This window comes from Candidatus Magasanikbacteria bacterium (genome assembly GCA_021648085.1).
In the GTDB taxonomy this organism is placed as follows: domain Bacteria; phylum Patescibacteriota; class Patescibacteriia; order Magasanikbacterales; family UBA922; genus JAKITS01.
In genome coordinates this window covers 772,012-785,870 of the sequence record JAKITS010000001.1, presented here as the reverse complement: position 1 = coordinate 785,870, position 13,859 = coordinate 772,012, and the positions used below count along the sequence as shown (strand labels likewise).

The window sequence follows — 13,859 nt, the reverse complement described above, 5'->3', positions numbered from 1 at the left end:
ATAAAATCACCAGAATATAATTATGAAAAAATTTTATGTTTACATAATGTCCAACTCTCGCAAAACAGTATATTATATTGGTATTACAAATAAACTAGAACGAAGAGCAATAGAACATAAATATAAAAAAGACAAAAATAGTTTTACTGCAAAATATAATATAAATTAACTTTTATATTTTGAAGAACACGATAGTTCATTATATGCTATTCAACGTGAAAAACAATTGAAAGGTTGGGTGCGTGCTAAAAAACTAAATTTAATTAAAAAATTAAATCCAGAAATGAGAGATTTGTTTGGGGATTAATAAATAGTGAAATAAATACGAGATCCGTTCGACTCCTCTTTGCTCTGCTTAGGATAACGTATGTTAAGTCATGTTATTTCGACTCTACTTCCTGCCTGCCGGCAGGCAGGCGTTCCATTCAATATGACGTGAACAAAAAAATGTCATTTTGATTCCGTTTTATTTTATTTAGTATTATATAATAAGTTTCGTTTTGTTTAAAATGGTATATTTTAAGTTTTTCGCTAAAATAAGTCAAATTTGAGGAAGAATTTTAGGTTTTTGGGTCAAAAGACTTGACAAAAGTTTAAAAATGGGGTATAGTTATTATCATGATTTCAAAAAATCCGAATCGCCGAACGAAAAGGAGAAATTGGTGAACAGGCGATTGGCTTGAGTGTCCACAGTATGGTCGCTATAACACAAAGCCTAATAGGCAAATACTGAGGTCTTTGACGCCTTGGAGAGAAAACCAAAAGTCATTTCGAAGGGATCTTGTTTGCAGTCATTTACATATTCGGACTAAAAACAAGACAAAAAACCAAAACCATGGAGTTAAGTATTCTTGTTGGTCGACATCAGGCTGCGAAAACTTAGACGATTGGGATTGGCAAAGAATAGGTTTACAAACTTTACCTATCGAAAAATAAAGTTTCTGGCTTTACTCTACTTTTTAGAAGTTATGTCGGCGTACGCGATGTAAACAAGCTTCTAACTAGTTAAAAGGGTTTATTCAGTAGTATGGGTTTTAGCAGTTTTTCCTTAAAAAACTGCTTTTTTCTTTAGCTTTTAATAGTAGAATTTAAAGAAAAGAGATCAAGGAAGATCTTTGTCGCCAGAATTTTCTGGCTTTACAATATTAGGAGGGGAGTGATGGGTAAGTGGAAAGTTCTTGAAAACATTGAGATGGCTGTATTAAAGGCGTCCGAAGTCTTTCTTTGTCGCCAAAGAGAAAAGGTTGCAAAGTCCGTTTGTGGACTTTTTGTTGTAATGTTGGATGTAGAGTTGAATTTTATGAAAGGTCATAATGGTCTTCATAAATTTTTGAAAAAAGAAAATGAGCTAGTACTAAATGGAGTAAGTTTTTTTCTGAATGCAGATGGTTTGCTTAGTGTGAATTGGAAGATTCACACTAACACACATTGGCAATTTATTAAGCCTGGAGAACAGGCTTTGGTAAATAAAAATAGGCTTTTGGTTAAAACTTTTTTTGAAAAAAAAGAGGCTCTTGAGTGGTCTTTCGGCCAAGTTTTATCTTGCAACCGCCAATTGCAAGATGATGAGGCAGAATCGGCCGATCCTCAATGGGTTATGTAAAATTCTTTAATACTCGCGTTGTCATACTAGACAGCGCGGTTTTTTTTGTGTAAACTATAAGGAATTGTAAGATAAACAATCACGTCATCCTGAGCGAAGCCGAAGGATCTCGGGAAAGTATCACCAGAATATCAATATTCAAAGTTCTAATGATACAGCATCGAGATATTTCGACTCCACTGCGTTCCGCTCAATATGACGTGAACTCTTTATAAACTTTAATTTTAAAACATGTTATCAATAGGAATCGTTGGGTTGCCAAATGTCGGCAAATCAACACTTTTTAATGCGCTTACCAGAAGTAAGCAGGCAGAAGCGCAAAATTATCCTTTTTGTACCATCGAACCAAATGTTGGTATTGTTGAGGTTCCAGACGAAAGACTCTCTGCGCTTAGTGATTCTTCAAAATCTTTGAAAATAATTCCTACAGCTATAAAATTTGTAGATATTGCAGGTTTGGTAGAAGGTGCCTCAAAAGGAGAAGGTTTGGGAAATAAATTCCTTTCTCATATTCGCGAGGTAGATGCTATTGTACATGTGGTGCGTAGTTTTGCAGATTCAAATGTAACTCATGTAGACAGCGAAGCAAATCCTAAAAAGGATGCTCAAGTTATAAATACAGAATTGATTTTGGCAGATTGGCAGGTAGTGCAAAAACGTTTGGAAGCTACAAAAAAACAATTGAAAAGTTCAAATGCAAAAGAATTAATATCAAACTTGGCATTATTGGAAAAAATAAATACAACTTTGGAGGCGGATCAGCCTGCCAGATCTTTGGAATATAATGAAGAAGAGCAGGTTATTTTGAAAGAATTGCAACTAATTACACTTAAACCGATGGTGTATATAGTAAATGTAAGCGAGGACTTCAAAGAAGAAGAAAAAGTTGTAATAGAAAATGAAATTCAACATATTTATGTAAGTGCAAAATTGGAAGCAGAGCTTGCAGAATTGGGTGAGGAAGAAGCACTTGAATACCTAAAAGAAAGTGGAGTATCAGAAACTGGTTTGGATAAGTTGATCCGTAAAGGCTATGAAATTTTAGGATTAGTAACATTTTTTACAAGTGGAGTGCAGGAAACTAGAGCCTGGACTGTAAAAGAAAATACATTTGCGCCAGAGTCCGCTGGAGTAATTCATACAGATTTCATAAAAGGTTTTATAAAGGCAGATGTAGTGGGTTGGCAAGATTTTGTAGATAACGGTGGTTGGAATGATATAAAAAGCACAGGAAAAATGCGTTTGGCTGGAAAAGATTATGAAGTTCAAGATGGAGATGTTATTTACTTTCATGTGAATACATAAGGACATGATACGTTATGCAAATAACATTAGACAGAAAAACAAAAAGAAAGACGGACTAATGTTTTAATTTAATTATTTATATTCTGGTTATATTGCACGGAGATCCATTCGACTCCACTTCGTTCCGCTCAAGATGACGTAAAATACACGCGTCATCCTAAGTTCACTCCGCTCAATATAATGTGAACAAAAAAACGTCATCCTGAGCGGAAAACACACATACGTCATCCTGAGCGAAGTCGAAGGATCTCGGGACAATATCACAAGGTTTTAAATATTCATAATTCTAATGATTTTGAATCGAGATATTTCGACTCCGTTTCACTCCGCTCAATATGACGTATGTTAAATCACGTCATCCTGAGCGAAATGGAGTGAAATGGAATGAAATGGAATGAAGTCGAATGGATCTCGCAATAGAATCACCAAAACATAAAATATAAAAAAACTACCGTTAAAACGGTAGTTTTTTATTTTAAGTTTTAAACTTTTCTAAAGCGCCAGATATTTCTAGCTACAAACTGACCTTTGCGGTAGTAAAGTAGTGATTCATTTTTTGAGAAAGGCATCACTTTGTATCCAAGTTTTTTAATTTCTTCTATTCTTTCTGTTTTTATCCAATCGCCCTCAAATCTAAATTGAGGAAATATAAAAACAACGGTTGCGTTTGCTGCAAGTATTTTATGGAAACTTCTGAATGAGGCAAGATACATATCGGAAAGTCCATTTGCTTGGTTTTGCAACTCTTTCTCTGTTTCTCTACCGAGCAAGGGTTTTCCCATAAAAGGCTCTGTGACAATAATATTTACAGATTCCTCTGTTAATGTTTTTTCTATCTGTTCAGCTCTTGCGGTAGTAAAGCGTACATTTGGGTGTTTATCAAGCTCACGGCCTATCCATTTTACATTTTTCTTTGTGTCCTCTATTGCTTGTTTGCTAGAGTCGTTTGCTACCAATTTGTGGTATCCCAAAACTATTGCTTCGTTTAAAATTGTACCAGAACCGCAGAATGGATCTAATAATACATTTTTTGTTGGGCTTCCTTTTGCCAAATTTATCATTATTTTTGAAAGTTTTGGAGGTAGTGTTCCACTTTTTTTGTCTATTGCTGGGCGGTTCATATCTCTTTTGCTAAATCCTTCAAAATCTTGTATTGCAGTTGTCACAAAAAGTAATCCTTTTGATACCATAAGATCACTATTTTTTTGCATAAGTTTATTGTATACAACAGATGCACTTGTGTTTGTTTCTACAAATCTTACAGAACGCCCTTCTTTTTTTAATCCCTTTTTCACACTAAGTGCGATATTTTTCTTATCGTCACCATTTATTGAAAATTGAATTTTTCCTTCTGGTTGGGTTCTGTTTAAATATTCTATTGCAGTATTTTCTACACTTTCTATTTTTTCTATTTCTTTTCCAATTTTTATTGTTCCGCCTAATTTCATTAGCATTTTTTCTGAATCTATTTCTTTATCCAGCTCTAAAATTAGAAATTTTTCATTTTCAAAGTATATTTCGTGAGAAATTCTATCTCTTTCGAGTATTGCGACTATCTCTTCAAAAGAAATTTTTGGCTGATGCCCAAGGTTAAATATGTATTTCATAGTTGTTTTTCTTGACTTTTTATATCTAATCTGATATATTAGTTCCATTGTGCGTTTTATTTTGGCTTAGTTTTTTAAATTCAGTTAAAATAATTTCACAACATAGTTAATAATTTACCACATTTTGGTGGTTTTATCAAGTATTATGCAGAATTACGAGTTATTGTGCGTATTACCGGGGACTCTTACAGAAGAAGAAGTGAAGCCGGTGATTGAAAATGTAAAAGAAATTTTGTCAAAAAGTGGTATTGAAAATATGACTGTGCAAAATTTAGGAAAGAGTCGTTTGGCTTATCCTATCAAGCATATTCGTTACGGATATTTTCAAATAATCCAATTTGAAGCAAAAGGAGGCGAATTTGCAGATGTTAGAAAAAAATTAAATGAAGTTAGAGAACTTTTGAGGGCAATAATTACAAAGTTTGATGCAAAAGTAAGAACTGAAAGAGAAAGAAAAGCTGGTGGTCCAAAAACTTCAATGGAAACACTTTCAAAGATTGATAGAGATGCACCAAAGGAAAGACCAAGAAATAATAGAAGGGAAAGAAGTAAAACTCCGGTTGCAATAAAAAAAGAAGCTGAAAAGATAGACTTGAAAGAAATCGATAAAAATTTGGATAAAATTTTAGAGAGTGATTTAGAAAAAGTTTAATTTAATTCTATGGATTTAAATAGGGCAACAATTTTGGGGAGACTTACTGCTGACCCAGAGGTAAAAACAACACCAAGTGGGCAAACTGTAGCAACTTTATCTGTTGCAACAAACCAAACTTGGACAGATAAGAGTGGAAATAAGCAAGAAAAAGTTCAATTTCACAACTGTGTATTGTGGGGGCGTTTGGCTGAAATTGCTGGTCAATATCTATCAAAAGGACAGAAGATATATTTGGAGGGTAGGATTGAGACAAGAGACTGGGTAGGTAAAGACGGGGTGAAAAGATATAGAACAGAAATTGTTGTAAACCAAATGATAATGCTAGGCGGTGGCTCTAGAGGAAACACAAATAATGCAGGAAATGCAGATCAAAGCACTCCGGCACCAATTCCAGTAATTCAACAGGAATCTACAAGCAAAACTCAGCAAGTAGAAGCAAACGACACAGAGGAAATTAAGGTAGAAGATATACCATTTTAAAATTTTTTAAATAGTTATGATTAGAAAGGCTAAAAATCAAAAAAAGAAGTATTGTTATTTTTGTAAAAATAACTCTCAAGAAATAGATTATAAAGATGTGCAAACACTTCGTCGTTTTGTTTCATCTTTTTTGAAGATTGGTGCAAGGCGTAGAACAGGGCTTTGTTCTAAACACCAGAGAAGAACCGCAAAAGCTATCAAACAGGCTAGAATTGCAGGGTTAATTGCTTTTGTTCCTAAATAGAAACAAAAAATAAAAAAAGAACCTCTAAAGAGGTTCTTTTTTTATTATATTATTTTGAATAAAACAAAGCGGAGTTAAAAAATTAGCATAGATCATATTATAAGTTTCACCTCGTGGAGTTAAAAATAAAAGTTCACGTCATATTGAGCGGAACGCAGTGGAGTTAAAAATCAAAGCTCACGTCATATTGAGCGGAACGCAGTGGAGTCGAAATATCTCGATGCCGCATCACTAGAACTTTGAATATTTTGCGTTCTAGTGTTTTTATTTCGAGATCCTTCGACTCCGCTCAGGATGACGTGTGGAAAATTCCGCTCAGGATGGCGTGTGGGATTTTTACCATCTTCATCTCGATTGAAAATCCAGGGTTTTATTCACTTCGCACTTCTGTCTTTTATTGCGCATTTATTTTTTGTGGTATAATAGCAGGACTATTTTAAAATAGCTTTTTACAAGAATAATTCTTTAGTTATGCCAAAAGTGCAAAAAGTTAAAAAAGGTGTGATTGTGGTGGCTGGTCTTGGAACCAGATTTTTGCCTGCAACAAAAGCAATGCCAAAAGAAATGCTTCCTGTTTTGGACAAACCAGTTGTGCAATATATTGTAGAGGAAATGGCAAAAAGTGGAATTACAGAAATAATTTTCGTCACAAGTTCACAAAAAAGAGCGATAGAGGATCATTTTGATAGAGATTTATCATTTGAAAAGTTTTTAAAAGAAAAAGGTAAATACGATAGAATAAAAGATTTGGTAAATCTTACAAAAAAAGTTAGATTTTTTTATACACGACAAAGAGAGCCTCTCGGAAATGGGGATGCTCTTCTTTGTGCGCGCAATTTTGTAGGAGATGAACCTTTTGCATTTTCAGATGGAGACAGTATTATAGATGCAAAAGTTCCGGTTATAAAACAACTTTTGAAAGTTTTCAAGAAAAAAGGACATAGTGTAATTGGAGTTCAAAGAATTACAGACACAAAAGCAATGACAAAATATGGAAATGTGTATGCAGACTTGGTTGATGGTAAAAAAACATTTAGGGTTAGAAAATTTGTAGAAAAACCAGTAGAAAAAAAGGTTTCACCGCAAGGATTAATTGTGGGTGGAATGAGATATGTTTTTACAAAAGAAATTTGGAAATATTTAGAAAAAACTCGTCGTGGAAAAGATGGTGAAGTTTGGCTTTCTGACGCAGCAGACGATATGGCGAGGAAAAATACATTTTTGGCTTATGAATATGAAGGAGAATATTTTGACACAGGAAATAAATTGGCATTATTAAAGACATCAATACATTTTGCTAAAAAAGAAGGTTTATTATGAGGAATTTTAGGTTTTTAATTTTAGGATTTGTTGTTTTTGGGGTGTTTTTTGTTGGTGGGAATGTTAAAGCAGAGGATTGTGTTTGTGATGTTAACTTATCAGGTAAAACAGCATCATCTACATCTTCTCCAGGTCAAGATTGTACAAAAAATCATCCAGGAACTAAATTTATTATAAATAAGGGGTTTTCTTTTGTTGATATGATTAATAATATGATACCCGAAAATAGTTGTTATCCTTATAAACCGCAAATAGTAAATAATATAATATTATTTTCGCAAAAAATAATTAAAGATCAGAGTTCATGTGATAATACAAACATTGAAGGGTTTATAGAGGATACGGCTTTTCTTCATTATTATTATAAAGCTGAAATCAATAATTGTCAGATTAAACAAGAAGATTTTTTTTGTTTTTTAGCAGCCACACAATCATGTGAGCAAACAGGTGTTTGTCCTAATTCTCAAGTATGTGTACCATCTAAAGATCCATTTTTTAAATATTGTGCAGATGAAAAAAAGACTTGTAATACAGCATCAGATTGTCAAGATTTGGTACAAAAATATCAGAGAAGCTATAATTGTGCGAAAGATCATTCTGTAGCTTTTTATTCTGCAACTAAACCACCCACGCCACCAGCACCAAAAGATGAAAAAGAAACACCATTTAAGCTTCCGCCTGCTGAATCTTTAAATAAACTTGGAACAGATATTCCGGCTTTAATAGGAAGAGTTATCAAAACTATAATGGGAGTAGTTGGAACATTGGCTTTGATAATTTTCATTTACGCAGGTATTTTGTGGATGACAGCTCATGGAAATTCGGAACGACAAAAGAAAGCAATGGATACACTTGTGTGGGCGAGTATTGGAATTTTGGTTATACTTTCTAGTTATGCACTTGTAAATTTTATATTTCAAGCATTTAAATAAATCTATGAAAAACAAGCTTGTCATTTTTTCTATAATTTTTTCCTTACTCATTACCACCGGTCTTGGATGTAAGGGTTTGTCCAAAGAACAGCAACAGTCTATTCGACCGGTCACTTTAAATTATTGGACGGTTTTCAACGATGTAGACCATTTAAGAGACATGGCTGTAGCATATCAACAACTTCGTCCTTATGTAAAAGTAAATGTAAGACAGGTTCGCTACGATGAATTTGATAAATTATTTGCAAACGCACTAGCAGATGATGTTGGGCCAGATGTTGTATCTCTTCACACCCGTTGGCTTGGTAAATATAAAAGCAGGCTTGCACCAATGCCAAGAAGTATAAATGTTGCAAATGTAGAGGTAAAAGGAACTTTGGCGAAAGAAACAATTATAACAAGTGAGACTTTGGCAATGCCAAACATAAACACCATTCGTTCTCAATATATAGGAACTGTTGCAGAAGATGTAATATTAGACGGAGATATTTTTGGACTTCCTCTGGCGGTAGATACTTTGGCGCTTTATTATAACAAAGATTTGTTGGATAAGTCTGGAGTGCCTCTTGCGCCAAGAGATTGGGAAGAGTTGAGAGATGCAGTCATAAAATCTACAAAATTTAATGTTGCGGGAGATATTGTGCAATCTGGAATTGCGCTTGGAACATCAAAAAATATAGATAATTCTTTTGATATTTTATCTCTTTTGATGATGCAAAGCGGAGTGGATATGGTAAACGGTTCTTCTGTTCGTTTTGCAGAAGGTTTGCAAAGACCGTCTCCAGACCACCCAACTCTAAAGGCATTGGGATTTTATACAGATTTTGCTAGATCTACGCGCGATGTATATTCTTGGAATAAAAGAAAAGGTGATGCGCTGCAAGATTTTATGAGAGGATCTTCAGTATTTTATCTTGGGTTTGCTTTCGACAAAAATAGAATAAAAGCAGGTGCACCACAAATGAATTTGAATGTTATTCCTGTTCCACAGTTAAATGAAGCGGTACCTACAAATATAGCAAATTATTGGGTTGAGTCTGTTGTAAACAAGTCTGAAAACCAAGACTTGGCTTGGGATTTTGTAAGATTTATCGCCTCACAAAATAATGTAAAAAAATATACAGATAAAACAAGCCAGCCAAGTCCGTTTAGAGCTCAAATTGCACAGCAACAAAAAGATGTGGAGATGCAAGCGTTCGCTTTTCAGGCTCTAACTGCAAAAAATTGGTATCACGGAAAAGATATAGACGCAGCGGACACAGCTTTTGCAGATATGGTAGATGTTTATTCGCAACCTTTGGAAAATAGCGGAGACTTTTTGAAGATTCAGGCTCAGGCAGTGCAGAGAGCAGCACAAATTATTCAGCAAACACTTTAGAAAAGAAAGTTGAAAGTTCATAAAGTTTGTAAAGTAGAAATTTAGGAATAGAACACGTCATCTTGAGCGAAGCTGAAGGATCTCGGGGCAATATCACAAGAATATAAAATATTCATAGTTCTAATGATGTAAACACGAGATATTTCGACTCCGTTTCACTCCACTCAATATGACGTATTTTTACTCACGTCATATTGAGCGAAACGAAGTGGAGTCGAACGGATCTCGATTCAAAAACATTAGAACATAAAATATTATTATGAAAAATTTTAAAAATAAACTTTTAATTTGGTTGGTTTTACCAGGTTTTATAATTGGTGGATTTTTGTTTAGTCCTCTAGTTGTAAGTGGCGCACCTACTACTACAACAACCCCAACTCCAACTTCAACAACTCCAGCAACCCCAACAGCACCACAAACTATAAAAAATCCACCAAAAAGTTCAAAATTAATTCCAGACTGTGCGCTTACCAGAGATGTAAAAGGACAGTATTGCGATGATGTTAGTGATTTGGTGGAGTTTGGTATAAAAGTTGGACAGTTCCTTTTTTCTATTATTGGTGGTTTAGCTTTTGCTATGTTTATTTATGGTGGCTTTAAAATGATTTTATCTTTTGGAAATCCAGAAAAATTCAAAGAGGGAAAAAATGTGATGGTCGCAGCAGTTGTTGGATTGGTAATAGCTTTTGGAGCTTATATGATGATAGATTTTATTTTGGACGCATTAAGCGTGACCGGAGAATTTAGAGTTATAAAATAGCTAGGATAGAAAAGCATGAGACAAAAAGAAGGTTAATATCTTATTTAATTATTTGTAATTTAGTCCTGAGATACGTTGATTTTATGAGGTGGAGCTCAATATAGTGTGATTAAAAAATCACGTCATCCTGAGCGAAGCCGAAGGATCTCGGGATAGCATCACCTTTCCATCACGTCATCCTGAGCGAAGCCGAAGGATCTCGGGATAGTATCACCTTTCCATCACGTCATCCTGAGCGAAGTCGAAGGATCTCGGGAGTGTATAATAAGGTTTTAAATATTCAAAGTTCTAATAATACAGCATCGAGATATTTCGACTCCACTGCGTTTTGCTCAATATGACGTGAGCTTTGATTTTCAACTCCACTCCACTTGACTAAATATGTTATATGAAAAAAAGTTGGTATAATAAAAAAAATTGTTTTAAATAAATATGAAAAAAGATTTTAAAAAAATATACACATTTATAAGTTTTACTATTTTTGGTTTATTTTTAAATATAGATAAGGTTTTTGCACAAGCTGGAGAAATAGTTAAATTGGAAAATCCAATTGGTGCAGGAACAGATTTAAATACAATTTTGGGAGGTGGGGTAAAGGTTGCTTTGGGTGTTGTAGGTTCTGTCACTTTGGCTGTTTTTATGTATGGTGGTTTTTTGTGGATGACCTCTGCTGGCAACCAAGAAAAGATAAAAAAGGGTTGGAATACTATGATTTATGCAGTTGTTGGACTTTTCATTATTTTTTCTAGTTATGCTATACTTAATATGGTATTATCTGGAATTACTGGCGATTCTTTAAATGGTGGTGGTAATAATCCAGAACTTGTCTGTAAAGACATTGGAGATGGGTTTTCTTGTAGGAATATAGGAGAATGCGACTTGCCTAGTTTAGCTTTTGAAGATGTAGATTTGGATAGAGGTTTGTGTGAACAAAATCCAAATACATGTAAAGTAAATTTGTGTAAAGGTGGAAATAACATTGTTTGTTGTAAAACAAGAGAGGGAAATAGTAAAAAAAATGAAGAAAAATCTTTAAATATATCAATGTCTTCTCTTATAACTTGTGTATCCAATGAAATTGGAGGAGCTGAAGCAGAAGAAATTAAAAATGCAACAAGAAAACCAACATCACAAGAGATTAAAAAAGCAGAAAGTTGTTATGCTGGTGATTATAGTGGTGTGACTGTTGATTCTGATGTTGTAATATGTGTAGTGGATTATTTAGATCTAGAAAGGATTAAGGAGCTTATAAATGGAGATGTTTTGTCTTTGTGGGAACAGACCGTTTTAGTATCTTGTTTACTTTAAATTAAAAATAATTTTTATAAATTAAATTATGTACAATATCCAAAAAAGGAAGGGAGGTGAAAACAATGAATAAATTAATAGTAAAGTTAATAGAAAAAAAGGCAGTTGTAGCCATGATAGTAGTATTTGCTTTCAGTTTTGCTATGGCACCTGTAGTTTTCGCTCAGGATACTTTTGGTTTGGAAGAGGTTGAAACTGGACTAGCCGGTAGTTTGGGAAGTGAATCGATCCAAACAACTATTGCTAGTGTTATCAATATTGCTTTAAGTCTGCTTGGTGTTGTCGCTGTAGTGATTATACTAATGGGTGGATTTAAATGGATGACTGCTGGTGGAAGTGAAGAAAAAGTTGGAGAAGCAAAGAAAATCATTTTTTCTGGTATTATAGGTTTGGCAATTATTATGAGTGCATGGGCACTTGCTACATTTGTAATCGCACAATTATCGACTGCGACAGGTTCAAATGCTGATGTTTCAGGTTATCTATAATAAATAAAAAGGAAAGAGGCGGGGAAACTCGTCTTTAGGGCTACGGCACAATATCACTTCAAGTGAAATCGTATTGTGCTGTAGCCCCAGAATGAACTTTTTAATATTTTGCTGTATATCGGCAAAATATTAAAAATTTTGTTTCTATTAAAATTAATTATGTCATATTGAGCGAAGTGAATTTAGAATAACGTTTTTTAAGTCACGTCATATTGAGCGGAACGAAGTGGAGTCGAAATATCTCGATTCAAGAACATTAAAACTTTGAATATTTAAAACCTTGTGATGCTTTCCCGAGATCCTTCGACTTCGCTCAGGATGACGTGTATTTTAATCATGTTTTCCCGCTGAGAATGACAAAATTCAGTCACGTCATATTGAGCGGAACGAAGTGGAGTCGAAATATCTCGATTCAAGAACATTAAAACTTTGAATATTTAAAACCTTGTGATGCTTTCCCGAGATCCTTCGGCTGTCGCTCAGGATGACATAAAAATTTTGTTTTTATTAAAATTATGAAAAAAATAAGTAAACTTTTATCAAGAAAATTTTTGACTTTGTTTGGAGCTAGTGCAATTTTGTTTGCACCAGTTTTGGTTTTGGCAGATGATTATGGGCTGAGCAAAACTGCTAGTGCCGCTGGACTTGCAGGAAATAGCGATCTTACAGCTTTGGTGGGAAATATTATAGGAAGCGCACTTTCTTTGGTGGGAGTTGTATTTTTTATTTTAATGGTTTACGGTGGATTTCTTTGGATGACCGCACGCGGAAAAGAAGACATTGTAAACAAAGCAAAAGATACAATTATTGCAGCTGTAATTGGTCTTATAATTGTATTTGCATCTTACGCTTTGACTAGTTTTATTTTTAGTAGTTTGGATGGGCGAGTGGGTGGTGGAGGGGGTAATATAAACAATCTTCCTTTTGCTGATGAATTTTGTGTAGAAAATTCAGATTGTTCTTCTGGTGAAACATGTATTGATTCTCTTTGTGTTTTAGGAACCTCTCCTAATGGTGTTTGTAAAAGTATTATAAGAACTGAAACTCCAATAACAGAAGCAGAAAAAGTTTGTACAGATAGAGGTGAAATTTATAATAAATATAGGTGTGAAACTACCCAACCTTGTGTTATAGGGAGGGATGATTGTAAAACATATATTGGTGCTGAATATTCTTGTTTAGCTAAATAATATATGCCAAATAGTAATATAAAAGATGCAAGTTCTGTTTTGGACCAAGCTGTCGGCGGAACAGGATTATCTAACGCAAGTATAGGACAAATAGTTGGGCAGGTTGTTCAAGTTGCTTTGGGTTTACTTGGAATAGTATTTGTAATTCTTATTATTTATAGTGGATTTTTGTGGATGACTTCTGCAGGAAATGAAGAGAAAGTGGGAAAAGCAAAAAAGATTTTAATGTCTTCAATAATAGGATTATTTATAATCTTGAGCGCTTACGCTATTACAACTTTTGTTTTTGAGGCTTTGGTTTAATGGGGTAATAAATTAAATAGAATTTAAACAAAAAGAATCTTTTAGAGGTTCTTTTTTGTTTCTTTAGGTTAATCTGCTTATTTGTTAATTTATTATTCCATAACGCCATCCTGAGCGAAGCCGAAGGATCTCGAGATAGTATCACCTTTCATAACGTCATCCTGAGCGAAATGGAGCAAAGCGGAATGGAGTCGAATGGATCTCGGGACAGTATTACCAAAACATAAAATATTCAAAGTTCTAATAATACAGCATCGAGATATTTCGACTCCACTCCGTTCCGCTC

The 13,859-nt window shown here is 34.1% G+C and carries 14 protein-coding genes and 1 pseudogene; 14 read left to right on the top strand and 1 reads right to left on the bottom strand.

Translation table 11 applies throughout. From position 1 onward, the window contains the following. The first annotated feature begins 22 nt into the window (after positions 1 to 22). The 3 genes and pseudogenes from L3J07_04000 to ychF all read left to right on the top strand — a co-directional run bounded on the left by L3J07_04000 (position 23) and on the right by ychF (position 2,908). Positions 23 to 307: pseudogene (locus L3J07_04000) on the top strand (GIY-YIG nuclease family protein). Between the two features lie 852 nt (positions 308 to 1,159). Next, positions 1,160 to 1,603, top strand: coding sequence for a hypothetical protein (locus tag L3J07_03995; protein ID MCF6276978.1), 444 nt, complete (start codon positions 1,160 to 1,162; stop codon positions 1,601 to 1,603). A 231-nt stretch (positions 1,604 to 1,834) separates the two neighbouring features. Beyond that, complete coding sequence (gene ychF / locus L3J07_03990; GenBank protein MCF6276977.1) at positions 1,835 to 2,908, top strand: redox-regulated ATPase YchF; 1,074 nt, start codon at positions 1,835 to 1,837, stop codon at positions 2,906 to 2,908. A 482-nt stretch (positions 2,909 to 3,390) separates the two neighbouring features. On the opposite strand, the gene L3J07_03985 is transcribed toward ychF, so the two are convergent. Next, positions 3,391 to 4,515 (bottom strand): RsmD family RNA methyltransferase, encoded by a 1,125-nt coding sequence (locus L3J07_03985; GenBank protein ID MCF6276976.1) that lies wholly within the window; start codon positions 4,513 to 4,515, stop codon positions 3,391 to 3,393. Between the two features lie 145 nt (positions 4,516 to 4,660). Here L3J07_03985 and rpsF point away from each other — a divergent pair, with 145 nt between their 5' ends. From rpsF to L3J07_03930, 11 genes are all read left to right on the top strand, one after another. Beyond that, complete coding sequence (gene rpsF / locus L3J07_03980; GenBank protein ID MCF6276975.1) at positions 4,661 to 5,167, top strand: 30S ribosomal protein S6; 507 nt, start codon at positions 4,661 to 4,663, stop codon at positions 5,165 to 5,167. 9 nt (positions 5,168 to 5,176) lie between these two features. Next, positions 5,177 to 5,650, top strand: coding sequence for a single-stranded DNA-binding protein (locus L3J07_03975; protein MCF6276974.1), 474 nt, complete (start codon positions 5,177 to 5,179; stop codon positions 5,648 to 5,650). Between the two features lie 16 nt (positions 5,651 to 5,666). Continuing rightward, positions 5,667 to 5,894, top strand: coding sequence for a 30S ribosomal protein S18 (gene rpsR / locus L3J07_03970; GenBank protein ID MCF6276973.1), 228 nt, complete (start codon positions 5,667 to 5,669; stop codon positions 5,892 to 5,894). Between the two features lie 471 nt (positions 5,895 to 6,365). Continuing rightward, a complete protein-coding gene (locus L3J07_03965; GenBank protein ID MCF6276972.1) occupies positions 6,366 to 7,214 on the top strand; it encodes a UTP--glucose-1-phosphate uridylyltransferase in 849 nt (282 codons plus the stop codon). Next, entirely contained in the window at positions 7,211 to 8,146 is a 936-nt protein-coding gene (locus tag L3J07_03960; GenBank protein ID MCF6276971.1) for a pilin, read from the top strand. Before L3J07_03965 ends, L3J07_03960 begins: the two co-directional genes overlap by 4 nt. Positions 8,147 to 8,150: 4 nt before the next feature. After that, entirely contained in the window at positions 8,151 to 9,524 is a 1,374-nt protein-coding gene (locus tag L3J07_03955) for an extracellular solute-binding protein (protein MCF6276970.1), read from the top strand. 259 nt (positions 9,525 to 9,783) lie between these two features. Next, a complete protein-coding gene (locus tag L3J07_03950) occupies positions 9,784 to 10,284 on the top strand; it encodes a pilin (GenBank protein ID MCF6276969.1) in 501 nt (166 codons plus the stop codon). Positions 10,285 to 10,716: 432 nt separating this feature from the next. Beyond that, positions 10,717 to 11,592, top strand: a complete 876-nt coding sequence (locus L3J07_03945; protein MCF6276968.1) for a pilin — start codon at positions 10,717 to 10,719, stop codon at positions 11,590 to 11,592. Positions 11,593 to 11,657: 65 nt separating this feature from the next. Then, on the top strand, positions 11,658 to 12,080 hold the full coding sequence (locus L3J07_03940; GenBank protein MCF6276967.1) for a pilin: 423 nt from the start codon (positions 11,658 to 11,660) through the stop codon (positions 12,078 to 12,080). A 515-nt stretch (positions 12,081 to 12,595) separates the two neighbouring features. Beyond that, entirely contained in the window at positions 12,596 to 13,270 is a 675-nt protein-coding gene (locus L3J07_03935) for a pilin (GenBank protein ID MCF6276966.1), read from the top strand. A 3-nt stretch (positions 13,271 to 13,273) separates the two neighbouring features. Then, the gene (locus L3J07_03930; protein MCF6276965.1) at positions 13,274 to 13,573 is read left to right on the top strand and encodes a pilin; all 300 of its coding nucleotides are present in this window, start codon (positions 13,274 to 13,276) and stop codon (positions 13,571 to 13,573) included. The last annotated feature ends 286 nt before the right edge of the window (positions 13,574 to 13,859 follow it).